Raw genomic sequence first — 19,604 nt, forward strand, 5'->3', positions numbered from 1 at the left:
AAAGGGCCGCTCATCCGGCCCTTTTTCTTTGTGACTCAACTCGTCAGATAAGGTAGTATCTGCGGCAATATTGCCTGAAACCCATCGGTTTCTGAGTTGAGGAATCACACGTAATGAGCGATATGGCAGAGCGCCTCGCGCTACATGAATTCACGGAAAACGCCTACCTGAACTATTCCATGTACGTCATCATGGACAGGGCGTTGCCGTTTATCGGGGATGGCCTGAAGCCCGTTCAGCGCCGCATCGTCTATGCGATGTCCGAACTGGGGCTGAACGCCACCGCCAAGTTCAAAAAATCCGCCCGTACCGTCGGTGACGTACTGGGTAAATACCATCCGCACGGCGACAGCGCCTGTTATGAAGCGATGGTGTTAATGGCGCAGCCGTTCTCTTACCGCTATCCGCTGGTGGACGGGCAGGGGAACTGGGGTGCGCCGGACGATCCGAAATCCTTCGCGGCGATGCGTTATACCGAATCCCGTTTGTCTAAATATGCCGAAGTGCTGCTGGGCGAGCTGGGGCAGGGCACCGTCGACTGGGTGCCAAACTTCGACGGCACGATGCAGGAGCCGAAGATGCTGCCTGCGCGTCTGCCGAATATCCTGCTGAATGGTACCACCGGTATTGCGGTCGGTATGGCGACGGACATTCCGCCGCACAACCTGCGTGAAGTGGCGAAAGCCGCCATCACCCTGATTGAACAGCCGAAAACCTCGCTGGACGATCTGCTCGATATCGTGCAGGGGCCGGACTACCCGACCGAGGCAGAGATCATCACCTCGCGCGCGGAAATCCGCAAAATCTACCAGAACGGCCGCGGCTCCGTGCGTATGCGCGCGGTATGGACAAAAGAAGATGGTGCGGTGGTGATCACCGCGCTGCCGCACCAGGTCTCCGGTGCGAAAGTGCTGGAACAGATCGCCTCCCAGATGCGCAATAAAAAGCTGCCGATGGTGGACGATCTGCGTGACGAATCCGACCACGAGAACCCGACTCGTCTGGTGATCGTGCCGCGTTCTAACCGCGTGGACATGGAGCAGGTGATGAACCACCTGTTTGCCACCACCGATCTGGAAAAAAGTTACCGCATCAACCTGAACATGATCGGCCTTGATGGTCGCCCGGCGGTGAAAAACCTGCTGGAGATCCTCACCGAATGGCTGGCGTTCCGCCGCGATACGGTGCGTCGTCGTCTGAATCATCGTCTGGAAAAAGTGCTTAAGCGCCTGCATATCCTTGAAGGTTTGCTGGTGGCGTTCCTCAATATCGACGAAGTGATTGAGATCATTCGTACCGAGGACGAGCCGAAGCCCGCGCTGATGTCGCGCTTTGGTATCAGCGAAACCCAGGCCGAAGCGATCCTCGAACTGAAACTGCGCCATCTCGCCAGACTGGAAGAGATGAAGATCCGCGGCGAGCAGAACGATCTGGAAAAAGAGCGCGATCAGCTCCAGGCGATCCTGGCGTCCGAACGCAAGATGAACAACCTGCTGAAGAAAGAGCTGCAGGCCGATGCCGAAGCATTCGGCGATGACCGCCGTTCTCCGCTGCACGAGCGCGAAGAAGCGAAGGCGATGAACGAGCACGACATGCAACCGTCCGAGCCGGTGACCATTGTGCTGTCGCAAAGCGGCTGGGTGCGCAGCGCCAAAGGCCACGATATCGACGCGCCGGGGCTGAGTTATAAATCCGGCGACAGCTTCAAAGCGGCGGTGAAAGGGAAGAGTAACCAGCCGGTGGCGTTTATCGACTCCACGGGCCGCAGCTACGCCATCGACCCAATCACGCTGCCATCCGCGCGCGGGCAGGGCGAACCCCTCACCGGCAAGCTAACGCTGCCGCCGGGTGCGACCGTTGAGCATATGCTGATGGAAGCCGACGACCAAAAACTGCTGATGGCCTCTGACGCAGGTTACGGCTTTATCTGTACCTTCAATGATCTCGTGTCGCGCAACCGTGCCGGTAAGGCGCTGATCAGCCTGCCGGATAATGCGCACGTCATGACGCCGCTGGTGATTGAGAACGAGAGCGACATGCTGCTGGCGATCACCGCTGCCGGACGTATGCTGATGTTCCCGGTCAGCGATCTGCCGGAGCTGTCGAAAGGGAAAGGCAACAAGATCATTAACATTCCGTCGGCGGAAGCAGCAAAAGGCGAAGATGGCCTGGCGCACCTCTTCCTTCTGCCGCCGCAGAGCACGCTGACCATTCATGTCGGCAAACGTAAAATCAAACTTCGTCCGGAAGAGTTGCAGAAGGTGGTCGGTGAGCGCGGTCGCCGCGGTTCACTGATGCGTGGCCTGCAGCGTATCGACCGGATAGATGTTGATTCTCCGGTTCGTCCAAAAGCGGACGACAGCGAAGCGTAACCAGATTTAGCCCCCTCTGTTCCGGAGGGGGTATTTCAGGAAAATTTCCCGTAAAAACGTTGTTAATTCGTGCGTTGCGATTAACAATACGCGCTCGTAATAAAGTCCTTACCTGGCCACAGGTGAAGTATAATTGTCGCTGTTGGGGCTTCAGAGGTCGCTATGCTATACATTGTTCGTCTCATTCTTACCGTTATCTACTGCATTCTGGTCTGTGTTTTCGGCTGCATCTATTGCCTGTTCAGCCCGCGTAATCCAAAGCATGTTGCCACCTTTGGGCATATGTTTGGTCGTCTTGCGCCACTGTTTGGTCTGAAGGTTGAAAAACGCCTGCCTGAAGGAGCTGAGCATTTCGGGAACGCCATTTATATCGCAAATCATCAGAACAACTACGATATGGTGACGGCCTCAAACATCGTACTGCCGCCGACCGTGACCGTAGGGAAAAAGAGTCTGTTGTGGATACCGTTTTTCGGTCAACTGTACTGGCTCACCGGTAACCTGCTGATCGACCGTAACAATCGCGCGAAAGCGCACGGCACCATTGCGGAAGTAGTGAATCACTTTAAGAAACGCAAAATCTCCATCTGGATGTTCCCGGAAGGGACGCGCAGCCGTGGTCGTGGCCTGCTGCCGTTCAAAACCGGTGCGTTTCATGCTGCAATTGCGGCAGGCGTTCCAATTATTCCTGTGTGTGTTTCCAATACTTCTAATAAGATTAATCTCAACCGTCTGAATAACGGGCTGGTTATTGTCGAAATGCTGCCGCCGGTGGACACCAGTAAGTACGGTAAAGATCAGGTGCGCGAGCTGGCAGCACACTGCCGTGAGCTGATGGCTCAGCATATTGCGCAGCTCGACAAAGAAGTCGCAGAGAGAGAAGCCGCCGGAAAAATTTAATCCGGCGTTACAGGGAAAACGAATTCCCGCGTTGTTAGTCGTTTCAGATGGAGCTTATATGTCACTCAGTCGGCGTCAGTTTATTCAGGCTTCGGGGATCGCCCTCTGTGCGGGTGCGATGCCGCTGAGAGCCAGCGCCGCCGGGCAGCAGCAGCCGCTGCCCATTCCGCCGTTGATTGAATCCCGTCGCGGGCAGCCGCTTTTCCTGACCCTGCAGCGCAGCCACTGGTCCTTTACCCAGGGGACGCGCGCGTCCGTCTGGGGAATTAACGGGCGCTATCTTGGGCCGACCATCCGTGTGTGGAACGGCGATGACGTTAAGCTGATTTACAGTAACCGCACGACTGAAAATGTCGCCATGACCGTCAGCGGTTTACAGGTTCCTGGCCCGCTGATGGGCGGTGCGGCGCGCATGATGTCGCCAAATGCTGACTGGGCTCCGGTGCTGCCGATCCGTCAGAGCGCGGCTACGCTGTGGTATCACGCCAACACCCCTAACCGCACGGCGCAGCAGGTTTATAACGGCCTCGCCGGAATGTGGCTGATCGAAGATGAAATCAGCAAATCACTGCCGATCCCGAACCACTACGGTGTGGATGATTTCCCGGTCATTATTCAGGACAAACGTCTGGATAACTTCGGCACGCCGGAGTACAGCGAGCCGGGCAGCGGCGGCTTTGTCGGTGACACGCTGCTGGTCAACGGCGCACAAAGCCCGTATGTCGAAGTCTCTCGCGGTTGGGTGCGCCTGCGTCTGCTTAACGCGTCCAACTCGCGCCGCTACCAGCTTCAGATGAGTGATGGCCGCGCGTTGCATGTGATCTCAGGCGATCAGGGCTTTTTACCTGCGCCGGTTTCCGTCAAGCAACTGGCGCTGGCACCGGGCGAACGTCGGGAAATTCTCGTGGACATGACCAACGGGGATGAAGTGTCTGTTACCTGCGGTGAAGCGGCGAGCATTGTGGATCGCATTCGCGGGTTCTTCGAACCATCGAGCATTCTGGTCTCCACGCTGGTATTGACTCTGCGCCCGACTGGCCTGCTGCCACTGGTCACCGATAGCCTGCCAATGCGTTTACTGCCGCAGGAGATCCTCAATGGATCGCCCGTGCGCAGCCGCGATATCAGCCTGGGCGACGATCCGGGGATCAACGGTGCGCTGTGGGACGTCAATCGCATTGATATCACTGCCCAGCAAGGCACCTGGGAGCGCTGGACGGTTCGCTCGGACATGCCGCAGTCGTTCCATATTGAAGGGGTGTCATTCCTGATCCGCAACGTCAACGGGGCAATGCCGTTCCCGGAAGACCGTGGCTGGAAAGATACCGTCTGGGTGGATGGGCAGGTTGAACTGCTGGTCTACTATGGCCAGCCTTCGTGGCCGCACTTCCCGTTCCTGTTCCACAGCCAGACGCTGGAGATGATGGACAGGGGTTCCGTGGGGCAGATGCTGGTCAATCCAGCGCCGTAAACGTGTCGGGTGGCGGCTTCGCCTGACCCGACCTACAGGCCCGTAGGCCCGGTAAGCGAAGCGCTACCGGGCAATAAATACCCCTTCATTTCCCACAATAATCCAGCGTATAATCCCGCTCCTTTTGTCTGTTTTTTCTTCGGAAGCATTATGAGCGCAATTTCCCTGATCCAGCCGGATCGAGACCTCTTCTCCTGGCCCCAGCACTGGGCGGCCTGCTTTGGACCGGCTCCGTTCCTGCCGATGTCCCGCGAAGAGATGGACCAACTGGGCTGGGATAGCTGCGATATCATTCTGGTGACGGGTGATGCGTATGTCGATCACCCGAGCTTTGGCATGGCGATCTGTGGCCGCATGCTTGAAGCCCAGGGCTTCCGCGTGGGGATCATCTCCCAGCCTGACTGGAACAGCAAAGACGACTTTATGCGTCTGGGCAAACCTAACCTGTTCTTCGGTGTGACCGCAGGCAACATGGACTCGATGATCAACCGCTATACCGCGGATCGTAAACTGCGCCATGATGACGCCTACACCGCCGGTAACGTGGCGGGCAAACGTCCGGACCGCGCGACGCTGGTCTACACTCAGCGTTGCAAAGAAGCCTGGAAAGAGGTGCCGGTCATCCTGGGCGGCATCGAAGCGAGCCTGCGCCGTACCGCCCATTATGATTACTGGTCTGATACCGTGCGTCGTTCAGTGCTGGTGGATTCCAAAGCCGACATGCTGATCTACGGCAACGGCGAGCGCCCACTGGTGGAAGTGGCGCACCGTCTGGCGCAGGGCGAGCCGGTGAGCAGCATCCGCGACGTGCGCAACACCGCGATTATGGTGAAAGAAGCGCTGCCGGGCTGGAGCGGGGTGGATTCCCGCATTATCGATATGCCAGGCAAAATCGACCCGATCCCGCATCCTTACGGCGAGGATCTGCCGTGCGCGGATAACAAACCGGTGGAACCGAAAAAAGCCGAAGCGAAAGCCATTGTCGTACAGCCACCGCGTCCGAAGCCGTGGGAAAAGACCTACGTGCTGCTGCCGTCTTTTGAGAAAGTGAAAAGCGACAAGGTGCTTTACGCCCATGCGTCCCGTATTCTGCACCACGAAACCAACCCTGGCTGCGCGCGCGCACTGATGCAAAAGCACGGCGAGCGGTTTATCTGGATTAACCCTCCGGCGATCCCGCTCTCGACTGAAGAGATGGACAGCGTCTTTGCCCTGCCGTACAAACGTGTTCCGCATCCTGCCTATGGCAACGCCCGTATCCCGGCATATGAGATGATCCGCTTCTCGATCAACATCATGCGCGGCTGTTTTGGTGGCTGTTCATTCTGCTCCATTACCGAGCACGAAGGTCGTATTATTCAGAGCCGTTCTGAAGATTCGATCATTAACGAGATCGAAGCCATTCGCGACACGGTGCCGGGCTTTACCGGCGTGATCTCCGATCTGGGTGGTCCTACTGCCAACATGTACATGCTGCGCTGTAAATCGCCGCGTGCGGAGCAGACCTGCCGCCGCCTGTCGTGCGTTTACCCTGATATCTGCCAGCATATGGACACTAACCACGAGCCGACGATCAATCTCTATCGCCGCGCGCGTGACCTGAAAGGCATCAAGAAGATCCTGATCGCCTCCGGCGTGCGTTACGACATCGCCGTGGAAGATCCGCGTTACATCAAAGAGCTGGCGACGCACCACGTTGGTGGTTATCTGAAGATCGCCCCGGAGCACACCGAAGAAGGCCCGCTGTCCAAAATGATGAAGCCGGGCATGGGCAGCTATGACCGCTTTAAACAGCTGTTTGATACCTATTCAAAACAGGCAGGGAAAGAGCAGTATCTGATCCCTTACTTCATTTCCGCACACCCCGGCACCCGTGATGAAGACATGGTGAACCTGGCGCTGTGGCTGAAGCAGCGTCGATTCCGTCTGGATCAGGTGCAGAACTTCTACCCGTCGCCGCTCGCCAACTCGACGACCATGTATTACACCGGCAAAAACCCGCTGAGTAAGATTGGCTATAAGAGTGAAGACGTGGTGGTGCCGAAAGGGGATAAACAGCGCCGTCTGCATAAAGCGCTGCTGCGCTATCACGATCCGAAAAACTGGCCGCTGATCCGCCAGGCGCTGGAAGAGATGGGTAAAAAACACCTGATCGGCTCGCGCCGCGACTGCCTGGTGCCGGCCCCGACGCTGGATGAGATGCGCGAAGCGCGTCGTCAGAATCGCCATACACGCCCGGCGCTGACCAAACATACGCCGATTGTGCATCAGCGTTCGAACGGTGGCGCTACGGGGACGAAAAAAACGGGAAAACGTAAGATCGGTTAAACCTGTAAAAATGCCCGGTGGCGCTGCGCTTACCGGGCCTACAGGTCAGAGCGTAGGCCGGGTAAGGCGGAGCCGCCACCCGGCTTTTTTACTATTACCCGCCAAACTGATCCGGGTCCGGCCCAAGCCGTTTGCCCTGATCCAGCTTCGCAATCTCGCCCAGTTCGTCTTTGTCCAGGCGGAAATCCCAGACGTCGAAGTTCTCAGCGATGCGCGATGGCGTGACCGATTTCGGGATCACCACCAGACCGTTGTCCAGATGCCAGCGGATAACAATCTGTGCCGGCGTTTTTCCATACTTATCCGCCAGTTCACGGATAATTTTCTGGTCGAAAACGCCTTCTCCACCCTGTGCCAGCGGGCTCCAGGACTCAGTCTGGATTTTGTGCGTCGCGTTCCATGAATGAAGCTGACGCTGCTGCATCAGCGGGTGCAGCTCGATCTGGTTGATCACCGGTGCCACGCCCGTTTCATCAATCAGGCGCTGCAGGTGATGCACCTGGAAGTTGCACACGCCGATGCTCTTCACCAGCCCCTCTTTTTGCAGCTCAATCATCCCTTTCCAGGCATCAACGTAATGATCGATTGCCGGAACCGGCCAGTGCATCAGATACAGGTCGACGAAATCAAGCTGGAGTTTATCCAGGCTCTCCTGCAGGGCTTCGCGGGGGCGCTTTTGATCGTCGTTCCACAGTTTGGTGGTAATGAATAACTCGTCGCGGGAAACGCCAGCACTGGCCAGGGCTTTGCCCACGCCGTCCTCATTTTTGTAGGCGGCTGCGGTATCAATAGACCGATAGCCGACTTCCAGTGCTTTATGAATGGCGGAGACGACCTCGTCGTTACCGGCTTTCCATACACCGAGCCCCAGTTGGGGCATTACGTTGCCATCCTGCAGCTTAATTACGGTTTGGTTTGCCATTTTTCCTCCTTCAGGTGCTCATCGTCGAAGGGTTCCTCCGACGATGTGGTGTGCATTAAGTCTGGACGAAATGTCAAAAAACGAAAGGCGGGATAACAAAAACGCTTAGCGCGCCGCTTCGTAGATACGGCGGCTCACGTCCAGCGTGATGTCACCGTGCTCGCCCAGTTGGGTCATTCCGTGTGCTTCAAGTTTTGCCAGCAGGGCAGGGATGGAGCTACCGTCCAGGCCGTAGCCGGAGAGACGTGTTGGCACGCCCAGAGCTTCAAAGAAGCTGCGGGTCGCTTCGATGGCCGCATCAATGCGCGCATCGTCAGAACCGTCGGTGATATTCCACACGCGCTCAGCGTACTGCAGCAGTTTGGCGCGTTTGGTATCACGTTTTTCGTTCCACAGCGCAGGCAGAACAATGGCCAGCGTCTGTGCGTGATCCAGACCATGCATCGCCGTCAGTTCGTGGCCCAGCATGTGGGTCGCCCAGTCCTGCGGCACACCCGCCCCAATCAGGCCGTTCAGTGCCTGAGTCGCCGCCCACATCACGTTGGCACGCACGTCATAGTTTTCCGGTTCTTTCAGCGCTTTCGGGCCTTCTTCGATAAGCGTCAGCAGAATGCCTTCCGCAAAGCGATCCTGAATTTTGGCATCAACCGGGTAGGTAACGTACTGCTCAACGGTGTGAACAAAGGCGTCGACCACACCGTTAGCCACCTGGCGGGCAGGAAGGGTGTAGGTGTAAACCGGGTCCAGAATGGCGAACACAGGCTGAACGTGTTCGTTCATAAAGGCCTGCTTATCACCCGTGGTTTTACGCGAGATGACCGCGCCTTTGTTGGACTCCGAACCGGTCGCGGGCAGAGTCAGTACGGAGCCCATCGGGATCGCGCTTTTAATGTCGCTGCCGCGGGTTTCCAGGATATGCCACGGATCGATGCCGTCCGCGTAGTGCGCTGCAGCGGCGATGAATTTTGTGCCGTCCAGTACAGAACCGCCGCCGACCGCCAGCAGGAAAGTAATGTTCTCTTCGCGGGCGATTTTCACCGCGTTCATCAGCGTTTCGTAAGACGGGTTTGGTTCGATGCCGCCGAACTCACGCACGTCCAGACCTTCCAGCGCGCTGTAAACCTGATCCAGCACGCCGGTTTTTTTCACGCTGCCGCCGCCGTAGGTAATCAGCACGCGGGCGTCAGCCGGGATTTGCTCGCGCAGATCGGCGATAGCGCCTTTGCCAAACAGGATGCGGGTTGGGGTGTGAAGATTGAAGTTGTTCATTGCTCGTTCCCTTATGTGGGTGAAAAACCGTGGCGGCGCAGAAGGCTACCTGATGCTGCACATTGTGGCTGGCTGAGGCTATGCTCTCAATGCACATTCCTGCCGATGTCTTGCCCATTTCTACACGGCGCTGGAGAATTCGCGAGAAAATGCGCACACTGTGTGCGTCGGAAACCGTACCCGGAGCAGGAAAAAATGAATCGCGAAGAAATCTGTTTGCAGCTAACCTCTCAGATTAAACAATTGATAGATAAAAAGAATAACGTTGACGCGTTGTTGCCGGACATCCGTCTGCTCTACGGGACACAGCCAGGCACGCGCACGCCTGTGATGTACCAGCCGGGCATCGTTTTTCTCTTTTCCGGCCATAAAATTGGCTATATCAATGAACGCGTGTTTCGTTACGACACTAATGAATACCTGCTCCTGACAGTACCTTTACCCTTTGAGTGTGAAACTTTCGCGACAGAGGCGGTCCCGCTGGCGGGGATTCGGCTAAATGTTGATATTCTGCAGTTGCAGGAGCTGCTGATGGAGATTGGCGAAGACGAGCTGTTTCAGCCGTCTGTTGCGGCGAGCGGGATCAACTCAGCGACGTTATCGGACGAAATTCTTTGCGCCATTGAACGCCTGCTGGATGTTATGGAGCGGCCACTGGATGCGCGCATTCTCGGCAGGCAGATTATCCGCGAAATCCTCTACCACGTGCTGTTAGGGCCGGGTGGCGGGGCGTTGCTGGCGCTGGTGAGCCGACAGACCCACTTCAGCCTGATCAGCCGCGTGCTGAAACGCATTGAAAGCCAGTACACGGAAAACCTCAGCGTTGACCAGCTGGCGGCGGAAGCGAACATGAGCGTCTCGGCGTTTCACCACAATTTTAAATCGGTGACCAGCACGTCGCCGCTGCAGTATCTCAAAACCTACCGCCTGCATAAGGCGCGGATGCTGATGATCCACGACGGTATGAAGGCCAGCGCAGCGGCGATGCGCGTTGGCTATGAAAGTGCGTCACAGTTTAGTCGGGAGTTTAAGCGCTATTTCGGCGTCACGCCGGGAGAAGATGCTTCGCGCATCCGAACCATGCAGGGAGCTTAGGTTTTTTCCCCTCTCCCCTATGGGGAGAGGGTCAGGGTGAGGGGATCAGGCGCTGCAATACTTTTTCTTAATCACTACCGCGATCGTCCCCACCAGCCCTGCAACCAGCAGGAAAATCGGCAGTACCATCAGGAAAGTCATCACCTGATCTTCATGACGCTTCACTAACGGGATCATATTCAGCGCGTAGCCGAGCGTTGTCACCACGCCGACCCACAGCAACGCGCTCAGCCAGTTAAAGAACTGGAAGCGGCGGTTTGAGAGGCCGGAGATGCCCGCCATGGTTGGCAGCAGGGTGCGGACAAACGCCAGAAAACGGCCCGCCAGCAGCGCCAGCAGGCCGTGACGGTCAAACATGCAGGTCGCCCGCTGATGATATTTGTGCGGCAACTGTGCCAGCCAGCTTTTCACCACGCGGGTATTGCCGAGCCAGCGGCCCTGCATATAGCTCAGCCAGCAGCCCAGGCTGGCGGCAGAAGTAAGGATCACCATCGTTGGTGCGAAGTCCATGACGCCCTTGCCGATTAATGCCCCTGCAAGCAGAAGCAGGCTGTCACCGGGTAAAAACGAGGCTGGCAGTAATCCATTTTCCAGAAACAGTGTCGCGAACATCACGAAATAGACAATACCCACAACATGCGGGTCCGCCAGCGCAGCAAAATCGTGTTGCCAGAGCGCAGCGATAATATCTTGAATAACAGCCATGGACTTTCCTGTGGAACAGCAGATATAGCGCTATTGTACTCCCTATTTCGCCCACCGGGTTTGATCGCGGACGCAACTCATGCAGACTTTTCCGTGCGCAGTGTTCACAAAAGCGTCCAGGGAGTACATTTTCAGCCAGCACTTTACACGATACGCGCAAACCCTGCCGCTAAATCCGCAATTAAATCGTCCACATTTTCTAAACCAACATGCAGTCGGATCAGGGTTCCACTGAAGTCCACTTCGCCGCCGGGACGCAGAGCCGCGATCTGTTCCGGCTGGTTCGGCAGGATCAGCGATTCAAACCCGCCCCAGGAGTAGGCCATGCTGAAGAGGGAAAAATGATCCAGATAGTGTGCCAGCTCGTCGTTATTCAGCCGTTTTTTGAGAACAAACGAGAACAACCCACTGCTGCCCGTAAAATCTCGTTGCCAGAATTCGTGGCCTTTACTGCCCGATAATGCCGGATGATTAACGCGTTCCACCTGAGGGTGCTGCGCCAGCCATTCGGCTATCTTCAGGCTGCTTTCATGGTGCTGACGCAAACGCACACCGAGCGTGCGGATGCCGCGGCTGGTCATGTAGGCGGTGTCGGCATCAACCATCTGGCCCATCAGGTAAGCATTCTCGCGCAGTTGATCCCAGCAGCGGGCGTTAGACACAGCCGTGCCGATCATACCGTCGGAGTGCCCTATCAGGTATTTGGTCGCCGCCTGAATGGAGATATCAATATCAAACTCCAGCGCCTTAAACAGCACGCCTGCCGCCCAGGTATTGTCGATCATGATGATCGCCTCTGGCGCTTTGCTGCGCACGGCCCTTACGATGGCCGGTACGTCGTGCACCTCCATGGTGATGGAACCGGGAGATTCCAGGAACACAAGGCGCGTGTTCGGCTGAATAAGTTCTGCAATACCTTCACCAATCAGCGGGTCGAACCAGCCGGTCGTCACGCCGAGCTTGCTGAGAATTTTGGTGCAGAAGTCCTGGCTTGGCTCGTAAGCCGTGTTGGTCATCAGGATATGATCGCCCTGTTCCACAAACGCCAGAATGGTGTTGGCGACCGCCGCCGCACCGCACGGAAACAGCGCACACCCCACGCCGCCCTCCAGTTCGCACATCGCTTCCTGCAGCGAAAAATGGGTTAGCGTGCCACGACGACCATAAAACAAGCCGCCTTTGGCACGGTTACGCGTGGCTGTTTTTTTATCTTCAACGGTATCAAACACCAGCGAGGAGGCCCGTTGAATCACGCTGTTCACCGATCCCTGCGTGTATTTTTTGCTGCGTCCGGCCTGTACCAGCGTGGTTTCAAGATGCTTCTTAGTCATGTTCGCTAACCCTGTTTTTATACGTCTGGACGTCCAGACTACCACGATTGCAAAAATGTGCACCCGGATGCTTATCGAATAAGCAGAAAATGTTATGAAAAATACGCATAAGAAATTTTTACTGCGTAAGCGCAAGGAAAGTGAGCGGAATTTACGGCACTATGTAAATACTAATGAGAACTACTATCAATTCGACGACGTTTTGATATTATTACGCTCAGAATTTGTGATTTGCGTCCTGGAGATACAGAGTGGGTAATAATTTGATGCAGACGGATCTCTCCGTTTGGGGCATGTATCATCATGCTGACATCGTGGTTAAGATTGTGATGATCGGCCTGATTCTGGCGTCCGTGATCACCTGGGCTATCTTCTTCAGCAAGAGCGCAGAGCTTATCTCGCAAAAGCGTCGTCTCAAGCGCGAGCAGCAGCAGCTTGCCGAAGCCCGCTCTCTGGATCAGGCATCTGATATGACCTCATCTTTCCATGCGAAAAGCCTGACCGCCCTGTTAGTGAACGAAGCGCAGAACGAGCTGGAACTCTCCGCAGGCAGTGAAGATAACGAAGGCATTAAAGAACGTACTGGTTTCCGCCTGGAACGTCGCGTCGCTGCCGTTAGCCGTCATATGGGCCGCGGTAACGGTTATCTGGCCACTATCGGTGCAATCTCCCCGTTCGTCGGCCTGTTCGGTACGGTCTGGGGCATCATGAACAGCTTTATCGGCATTGCCCAGACGCAGACCACCAACCTTGCCGTTGTGGCACCGGGTATTGCGGAAGCGCTGCTGGCGACCGCCATCGGCCTGGTTGCCGCTATCCCGGCGGTGGTTATCTATAACATCTTCGCGCGTATGATTGGCAGCTACAAAGCCACGCTGGGTGACGTTGCTGCACAGGTTCTGCTGCTGCAAAGCCGTGACCTGGACCTGAATGCCAGCTCTGTTAAACCGGTGCACTCTGCGTCCAAACTGCGTGTAGGTTGATTCTATGGCAATGCGTCTTAACGAAAATCTGGACGATAACGGTGAAATGCATGAAATCAACGTGACGCCGTTTATCGACGTCATGCTGGTTCTGCTGATTATCTTCATGGTGGCTGCGCCGCTGGCGACGGTTGACGTGAAGGTGAATCTACCGGCGTCTTCCAGCCAGCCGCAGCCGCGCCCGGAAAAGCCAATCTATCTGTCGGTGAAAGCGGATAAATCCATGTTCCTGGGTAACGATCCGGTGACGGATACGTCTGTTATTCCGGCGCTGGACCAGCTTACCGGCGGTAAGAAAGACACCACCGTCTTCTTCCGCGCGGATAAAACGGTGGATTATGAAACCATGATGAAGGTAATGGACACGCTGCATCAGGCGGGCTATCTGAAGATTGGTCTGGTCGGCGAAGAAAAAACGGCCGCGAAATAAAACGGAGAGCTGGCGAAAGCCAGCTTTTTTTTGCGCGTTAAACGTTAGCGTTCTGTTTCGGCAAGGCCGGTGGGTAAGACGTCTTCATCGAGTGCGACACAGGTGACATTCGGCGTGCGGTATTTGCCGTCGGACAGTTTGCGGGTCAGTCGCAGGGTGGCGGTCTCTCTCGCCAGCAGGTACTGGTAGTTGGCCTCCAGACGGCCCAGGATCTTCTCCTTCAGTTCAGGCCGCTGCTCCATGATGGCGTTCATCACGGCACCGTAAATCTCTTCTTTCACCTGCAGGGAATATATCTCGCGGCGATGCTGCCACTTCAGGCGCACCAGAGTCGCCGGGATTGAAACCAGATCTTGCGTAATACGCGCCATTTCATCGTTTTTAGTTTTTCTCAGCGCATCAAGATTTTGCTTTAAGATAAATTCGTCACTCTTTTTATCATCTAAAGTCAAATAAACGTTATTATCATTAACTTCTGTCACGTTAATCTTCCCCCAGGTTATAAAATATAGGGTTGTTTTTTTCGCGAGTAATTAAATTAAGCCAAATTTCATTGCCAGCTTCGTTTATTTCTTTGGTTTTTTCCGCCATTATTTGACTTAGTTTCTGAGCATCTATTTCACCTTCGGCCTGCAGGTCATCCAGCAGATGCACAAAGGCTTCAATTTTTAGCGCGCGAAATAAGCGGTCTTTAATATGACGGTCGTGCTCTTCCAGCAACATATTACGGGATTTCCCGGTTCGGGAAACACCAATTAATATGTCAGGTTCGAAATCCGAGAGTTTTCTTTTTCCCTGAGTGAAATTAGCCTCCTTTTCTGCTTCCGTCGAAGGCTGTTCCACAGGCGTAATGTGGTACTTAGCCGGGACAAGATTGTCGGGCAGCATTTTAATGTCCTTTAATTTCAATAGGGTGGGGTTGGTAAAGGCGTGAGATTCGTTGACAATAACATGAGGCAATTTTAAAATCAAAAAAAATGGAGCCTACCCATGAACAGCATTTCTTTTACGGTCATTACATTACTATTACTGACCGCTGGCGTTCTTTTATTGATGCAAGAGTTCAATAAAACGAAAGCGTCGAAAGATGCCAGCGAACTGCCACAACCCGAGCTGATGACAAAAGAGGAAGGGGAAGATCATTTCTCCGTTTTGATGAACTCGGTAACACCGGTTTGGTACTGGCGGGTGAACCACGAATATATCGACTTTCTGCATGCGACAATAAAGCGTATGAAAATGTCGGAAATTAACGATACGCCAGGGCTGTTTGAAGCACAGCGCCGCTGTAGCGATCTCAATTCGGCGGTGTATAAATATTATGACAATATCAAAAAGCGCTGTCTGAATGGTGAGAAAGTATCGTATTCCGATTTAGACGTATTAAACCTGCGCCAGTGTTTTCGTGAGTTCAGCCTGGAAGCCTACCCGGAGCTGGTGGTGCTGGTTTGGCCGGAGTATGCGCGTCCTGAGGTTAACCCGGACGACGTGTAAGCGTTGTGTAGGTTTGTTGTTGCAAACAGTGAGCGCCGTTGAGATATACTGAATGCTGGTTTCGTTTGCAGACAGGACTTTATGGAACGCTTCTTTGAAAATGCAATGTACGCCTCTCGCTGGCTACTGGCCCCCGTCTATTTTGGCCTCTCCCTGGCTCTGGTCGCACTGACGATTAAGTTCTTCCAGGAAATTATCCACGTCTTGCCTGATATTTTCTCCATTGCGGAAGCCGATCTGATTCTGGTTCTGCTGTCGCTGGTGGATATGACGCTGGTGGGAGGATTACTGGTCATGGTGATGCTCTCCGGCTATGAGAACTTTGTCTCCCAGCTTGATATTGCCGCGCACAAAGAAAAGCTGAACTGGCTGGGCAAGATGGATGCCTCGTCGCTGAAGAATAAAGTGGCCGCCTCGATTGTGGCGATCTCTTCTATTCATCTGCTACGCGTGTTTATGGACGCAAAGAATGTCCCGGACAATAAACTGATGTGGTATGTGATTATCCACCTGACGTTTGTGCTGTCGGCGTTTGTGATGGGATATCTGGATAAAATCAGTAAGAAGTAAATGACTCCTCTCCCCCTGTGGGGAGAGGATGAAAGACCGCACTACTTATCAGACGACGCCTGCCACAGGTTCAACTCTCCATCCGCAACATGCTGGTCAATCCGCTTCAGCTCATCGTCAGTAAAGCGCAGGTTAACCAGCGCCTGCACGTTCTCTTCCAGTTGTTCCGGACGGCTCGCGCCAATCAGCACTGATGTGACGCGCTCGTCCTTCAGCAGCCAGCTCAGCGCCATCTGCGCCATCGTCTGCCCGCGGGCATGGGCCATCTCGTTCAGCAGACGCAGGCTGTTCAGGTTGGCTTCAGTGAGCATTTTTTCAGTAAGACCGCGCACCTTTTTGCCTTCGCGCTGCATACGTGAACCGTCAGGAATGCCGTTCAGGTATTTGCCAGTTAACAACCCCTGCGCCAGCGGTGTAAAGGCGATACAGCCGGTGCCGTTTGCCTCCAGCGTATCCAGCAGCCCGGTCTTGTCTACCCAGCGGTTAAGCAGGTTATAGGAGGGCTGGTGGATCAGCAGCGGGATCTTCCACTCGCGCAGCAGTTCGGCCATTTTCTGCGTGCGTTCCGTTGAGTAGGAGGAAATCCCCACGTACAGCGCTTTGCCGCTCTGAACGGCATGTGCCAGCGCGGCGGCGGTCTCCTCCATCGGCGTGTTTTCGTCCACGCGGTGGGAATAAAAAATATCAACATATTCCACGCCCATGCGCTTCAGGCTCTGGTCGAGGCTGGCGAGCAGATACTTACGTGAGCCGCCCGAACCATACGGCCCCGGCCACATGTCGTAGCCCGCTTTGGTGGAGATAATCAGCTCGTCACGATACGCGGCAAAATCGTCGCGCAGCAGGCGGCCAAAATTCTCTTCGGCACTGCCCGCCGGTGGCCCGTAGTTATTGGCGAGATCAAAATGGGTAATACCGAGGTCGAACGCTTTACGCAGCAGCGCACGCTGGGAATCAAGCGGCTGGACGTGGCCAAAGCTGTGCCACAGACCGAGGGACAGCGCCGGTAAGCGCAGACCACTTTTCCCGCAGTGGCGGTACTGCATACTTTCATAGCGGCCAGTGTAAGGGTGCCAGGACATGATGTCTCCTTTCTTGTCGATGAATTTTCGAAACAACGTTTTCATTCTATGCTTATCAAATCACAAATTGTGGAGATAAGCGATGACGCGCCTGACAGCTAAAGATTTTCCGCAGGAATTACTCGATTACTACGACTATTACGCTCACGGAAAAATCACCAAACGTGAGTTCCTGAATCTCGCAGCTCGCTATGCTGTTGGCGGCGTGACGGCGCTGGCGCTGTTCAATATGCTGAAACCCAACTACGCCCTGGCAGAGCAGGTCAAATTTACCGACCCCGATATCCTCCCGGAGTACATTACCTACCCGTCACCCAACGGGCATGGTGAGGTGCGCGGCTATCTGGTCAAACCGACCAAAGCCAACGGCAAAGTGCCTGCCGTGGTGGTGGTGCATGAGAACCGTGGCCTGAACCCGTATATCGAAGATGTGGCGCGGCGTGTAGCAAAAGCCGGGTACATTGCGCTGGCACCGGACGGCTTAAGTTCGGTTGGCGGCTATCCCGGAAACGATGAAGAGGGGAAGGTGTTGCAGCAGAAAGTGGACCCGACAAAGCTGATGAACGACTTCTTCGCTGCCATCGAATTTATGAAGAAGCACCCTGATGCGACAGGCAAGGTGGGGATCACCGGTTTCTGTTATGGCGGGGGTGTCTCGAATGCGGCAGCCGTCGCGTATCCGGAGCTGGACTGCGCGGTGCCGTTTTATGGTCGCCAGCCTGCCGCCACAGATGTGCCGAAAATAAAAGCGCCGCTTTTGCTTCATTATGCCGAACTCGATAAAAATATTAACGAAGGCTGGTCTACCTATGAAGCAGCGCTTAAATCGAATAATAAGGTCTATGAGGCGTATATCTATCCGGGCGTAAACCACGGATTTCACAACGATTCTACCCCAAGATACGATGAGCCCGCAGCGGAGCTGGCCTGGAAGCGAACGTTAAGCTGGTTTGAAAAGTACCTCAGTTGACAGATATCTGAACTTAAAAATAATCACAAAAGGTTATATTTTCCTCTGTTCCTGCCGATAACGAGGGTAAGTCTCGCCTCTGGGCGAATTCACCCTCACGGCAAGGAAAGTTCTATGCAGATGCTTCGTAATTTCACCATCCGCTTCGTCATGCTGACGATACTGGGGATCTTTTGTTTAATGTGGGCAGGCGTTGGCCTGTACAGTACCTGGTCACTGTCCAGGGTATCCGACGGTAATGATGTCGATCGTCTGCTGGTTAAACAAATGACGGTGCTCAGCCAGGGCAACGATCAATATTTTCGCTTCGTCACTCGCCTGAGCCGTGCGATGGAGGCCAAAGCGGCGGGCGGCACGCCGGATCTGGCTTCTGCCCAGCAGGCACTCGATAACATGAGCAAAAAACTGGCTGAGATGAAGGCCATCTCTCCGGGTCCGATGGACGAACAGGTTTCTGCGCAGGTCATTGGGGCCTGGCAGGCGCTTCTCGACCAGGGCGTGACCCCGCAGATGCAGCAGGCAAAACAGGCTTCACTGGATGGTTATCGCCAGCAGGCGAATAATGTTACGCCGCCGCTGAGCCGGGCATTCGGTGCGGCAGCGGAGAACTTTAATAACGCCGCGGCAAAGGCGCTCGACAGTACCCGCGTGGTGGTTGACAGACTCACCAGCATGACCCGCACAGTCATTATCACGGCGACGGTTATCGGCCTGCTGATCCTGCTCTTTACCGACCGCTACCTGGCGGCGATGCTGGTGAAACCGCTGGCCCGCATTCGCCAGCAGTTCCGCCAGATTGCGCAGGGCGACCTCAGCCAGTCGATTGAACCTTTCGGCCGTAACTGCGTGGGACAACTGGTGCCGCTGCTGAGCGCAATGCAGGACAGCCTGCGTGAAGCGGTCAGCACTATTCGCTCCGGCAGTGAAAATATCTGGCGCGGGGCGACTGAGATCTCCAGCGGTAACAACGATCTCTCCTCACGTACTGAAGAGCAGGCTGCTGCGCTGGAAGAGACGGCGGCCAGCATGGAACAGCTCACCGCGACAGTAAAACTGAACGCTGAAAGCGCGCGTCAGGCCAGCGAACTGGCGGATATAGCATCGACGACAGCGAGCCGCGGTGGTTCGCTGGTGGACGATGTGGTCACGACCATGAGCGGTATTTCTGACAGCTCGAAGAAAATTGCCGAAATCACCACCGTGATCAACAGTATCGCCTTCCAGACCAATATCCTGGCACTCAACGCCGCGGTGGAAGCCGCGCGTGCGGGTGAGCAGGGACGCGGGTTCGCTGTGGTGGCGGGTGAAGTCCGCAACCTGGCAAGCCGCAGCGCCAACGCGGCAAAAGAGATTGAAGGACTGATCGCTGATTCTGTTTCCCGCGTGGAGCAGGGGGCAAAACTGGTGAACGACACTGGCACCACTATGGAAGCGATTCTGCGCGATGTGACCGAAGTGACCACCATCATGAAGCAAATCGCCTCCGCGTCTGAGGAGCAAAGTAAGGGCATTTCTCAGGTAGGGATTGCCATAACTCAGATGGATGGCGTCACTCAGCAGAACGCCTCGCTGGTGGAGCAAGTTTCCGCTGCGGCGTCCGCGCTTGAACGTCAGACCGAAGAGCTTCAACGTTCGGTGCAAAAATTCCGCCTCACCGCTTAATTTCTGCTTCGTAAGGCCGC

At 55.3% G+C, this 19,604-nt stretch carries 18 protein-coding genes; 11 read left to right on the top strand and 7 right to left on the bottom strand.

All coding sequences use genetic code 11. The features are described from left to right. Window positions 1–113 precede the first annotated feature (113 nt). The 4 genes from parC (at window position 114) to ABGB15_RS03785 (ending at window position 7,071) form a co-directional block, all read left to right on the top strand. Complete coding sequence (parC, locus tag ABGB15_RS03770) at window positions 114–2,372, top strand: DNA topoisomerase IV subunit A (protein ID WP_215722500.1); 2,259 nt, start codon at window positions 114–116, stop codon at window positions 2,370–2,372. Window positions 2,373–2,534: 162 nt separating this feature from the next. Further along, window positions 2,535–3,272 carry a 1-acylglycerol-3-phosphate O-acyltransferase gene (plsC, locus tag ABGB15_RS03775; RefSeq protein ID WP_152082241.1) on the top strand — a complete coding sequence of 246 codons (738 nt, stop codon included), beginning with the start codon at window positions 2,535–2,537 and terminating at the stop codon, window positions 3,270–3,272. 58 nt (window positions 3,273–3,330) lie between these two features. After that, window positions 3,331–4,743 (top strand): cell division protein FtsP, encoded by a 1,413-nt coding sequence (gene ftsP / locus ABGB15_RS03780; protein WP_152082240.1) that lies wholly within the window; start codon window positions 3,331–3,333, stop codon window positions 4,741–4,743. 150 nt (window positions 4,744–4,893) lie between these two features. Beyond that, window positions 4,894–7,071: a YgiQ family radical SAM protein gene (locus tag ABGB15_RS03785; protein WP_152082239.1), complete on the top strand. Its 2,178-nt coding sequence runs from the start codon at window positions 4,894–4,896 to the stop codon at window positions 7,069–7,071. 94 nt (window positions 7,072–7,165) lie between these two features. Here the strand turns inward: ABGB15_RS03785 and dkgA are convergent, their stop codons facing one another. Then, window positions 7,166–7,993: a 2,5-didehydrogluconate reductase DkgA gene (gene dkgA, locus ABGB15_RS03790; protein ID WP_152082238.1), complete on the bottom strand. Its 828-nt coding sequence runs from the start codon at window positions 7,991–7,993 to the stop codon at window positions 7,166–7,168. A gap of 105 nt (window positions 7,994–8,098) precedes the next feature. Beyond that, window positions 8,099–9,262, bottom strand: coding sequence for an alcohol dehydrogenase (yqhD, locus tag ABGB15_RS03795; RefSeq protein ID WP_152082237.1), 1,164 nt, complete (start codon window positions 9,260–9,262; stop codon window positions 8,099–8,101). Window positions 9,263–9,457: 195 nt separating this feature from the next. Here yqhD and ABGB15_RS03800 point away from each other — a divergent pair, with 195 nt between their 5' ends. Then, the gene (locus tag ABGB15_RS03800; RefSeq protein ID WP_152082236.1) at window positions 9,458–10,357 is read left to right on the top strand and encodes an AraC family transcriptional regulator; all 900 of its coding nucleotides are present in this window, start codon (window positions 9,458–9,460) and stop codon (window positions 10,355–10,357) included. A gap of 45 nt (window positions 10,358–10,402) precedes the next feature. Here ABGB15_RS03800 and yghB read toward each other — a convergent pair whose 3' ends face one another. Further along, window positions 10,403–11,062, bottom strand: a complete 660-nt coding sequence (gene yghB, locus ABGB15_RS03805) for a DedA family general envelope maintenance protein YghB (protein ID WP_152082235.1) — start codon at window positions 11,060–11,062, stop codon at window positions 10,403–10,405. 143 nt (window positions 11,063–11,205) lie between these two features. Further along, window positions 11,206–12,393: a cystathionine beta-lyase gene (gene metC / locus ABGB15_RS03810; protein ID WP_215722502.1), complete on the bottom strand. Its 1,188-nt coding sequence runs from the start codon at window positions 12,391–12,393 to the stop codon at window positions 11,206–11,208. Between the two features lie 251 nt (window positions 12,394–12,644). Here metC and exbB point away from each other — a divergent pair, with 251 nt between their 5' ends. Together exbB and exbD are read left to right on the top strand one after the other, a co-directional pair. Then, window positions 12,645–13,376: a tol-pal system-associated acyl-CoA thioesterase gene (exbB, locus tag ABGB15_RS03815; protein WP_215722503.1), complete on the top strand. Its 732-nt coding sequence runs from the start codon at window positions 12,645–12,647 to the stop codon at window positions 13,374–13,376. A 4-nt stretch (window positions 13,377–13,380) separates the two neighbouring features. Beyond that, window positions 13,381–13,806: a TonB system transport protein ExbD gene (gene exbD, locus ABGB15_RS03820; RefSeq protein WP_006178535.1), complete on the top strand. Its 426-nt coding sequence runs from the start codon at window positions 13,381–13,383 to the stop codon at window positions 13,804–13,806. Window positions 13,807–13,850: 44 nt separating this feature from the next. Here exbD and ABGB15_RS03825 read toward each other — a convergent pair whose 3' ends face one another. Beyond that, window positions 13,851–14,288 (bottom strand): cytoplasmic protein, encoded by a 438-nt coding sequence (locus ABGB15_RS03825; protein ID WP_215722504.1) that lies wholly within the window; start codon window positions 14,286–14,288, stop codon window positions 13,851–13,853. Between the two features lies 1 nt (window position 14,289). Beyond that, window positions 14,290–14,694 carry a hypothetical protein gene (locus tag ABGB15_RS03830; protein ID WP_152082231.1) on the bottom strand — a complete coding sequence of 135 codons (405 nt, stop codon included), beginning with the start codon at window positions 14,692–14,694 and terminating at the stop codon, window positions 14,290–14,292. Window positions 14,695–14,796: 102 nt separating this feature from the next. Between ABGB15_RS03830 and ABGB15_RS03835 the strand changes: the two genes are divergently transcribed. Both ABGB15_RS03835 and ABGB15_RS03840 read left to right on the top strand, forming a co-directional pair. Beyond that, complete coding sequence (locus ABGB15_RS03835; protein WP_152082230.1) at window positions 14,797–15,300, top strand: ESA_00282 family adhesion-associated protein; 504 nt, start codon at window positions 14,797–14,799, stop codon at window positions 15,298–15,300. Window positions 15,301–15,381: 81 nt separating this feature from the next. Next, complete coding sequence (locus ABGB15_RS03840) at window positions 15,382–15,870, top strand: TIGR00645 family protein (protein WP_152082229.1); 489 nt, start codon at window positions 15,382–15,384, stop codon at window positions 15,868–15,870. Window positions 15,871–15,911: 41 nt separating this feature from the next. On the opposite strand, the gene ABGB15_RS03845 is transcribed toward ABGB15_RS03840, so the two are convergent. Next, on the bottom strand, window positions 15,912–16,952 hold the full coding sequence (locus tag ABGB15_RS03845) for an aldo/keto reductase (protein WP_215722505.1): 1,041 nt from the start codon (window positions 16,950–16,952) through the stop codon (window positions 15,912–15,914). A gap of 82 nt (window positions 16,953–17,034) precedes the next feature. On the opposite strand from ABGB15_RS03845, the gene yghX reads away from it, so the two are divergent. Both yghX and ABGB15_RS03855 read left to right on the top strand, forming a co-directional pair. Then, window positions 17,035–17,922: a YghX family hydrolase gene (gene yghX / locus ABGB15_RS03850; RefSeq protein WP_215722506.1), complete on the top strand. Its 888-nt coding sequence runs from the start codon at window positions 17,035–17,037 to the stop codon at window positions 17,920–17,922. A gap of 114 nt (window positions 17,923–18,036) precedes the next feature. Further along, a complete protein-coding gene (locus ABGB15_RS03855) occupies window positions 18,037–19,584 on the top strand; it encodes a methyl-accepting chemotaxis protein (protein WP_152082226.1) in 1,548 nt (515 codons plus the stop codon). Window positions 19,585–19,604 lie beyond the last annotated feature (20 nt).

The organism is Enterobacter sp. MALB-1, from assembly GCF_041021625.1.
GTDB classification, from domain to species: domain Bacteria; phylum Pseudomonadota; class Gammaproteobacteria; order Enterobacterales; family Enterobacteriaceae; genus Enterobacter; species Enterobacter oligotrophicus.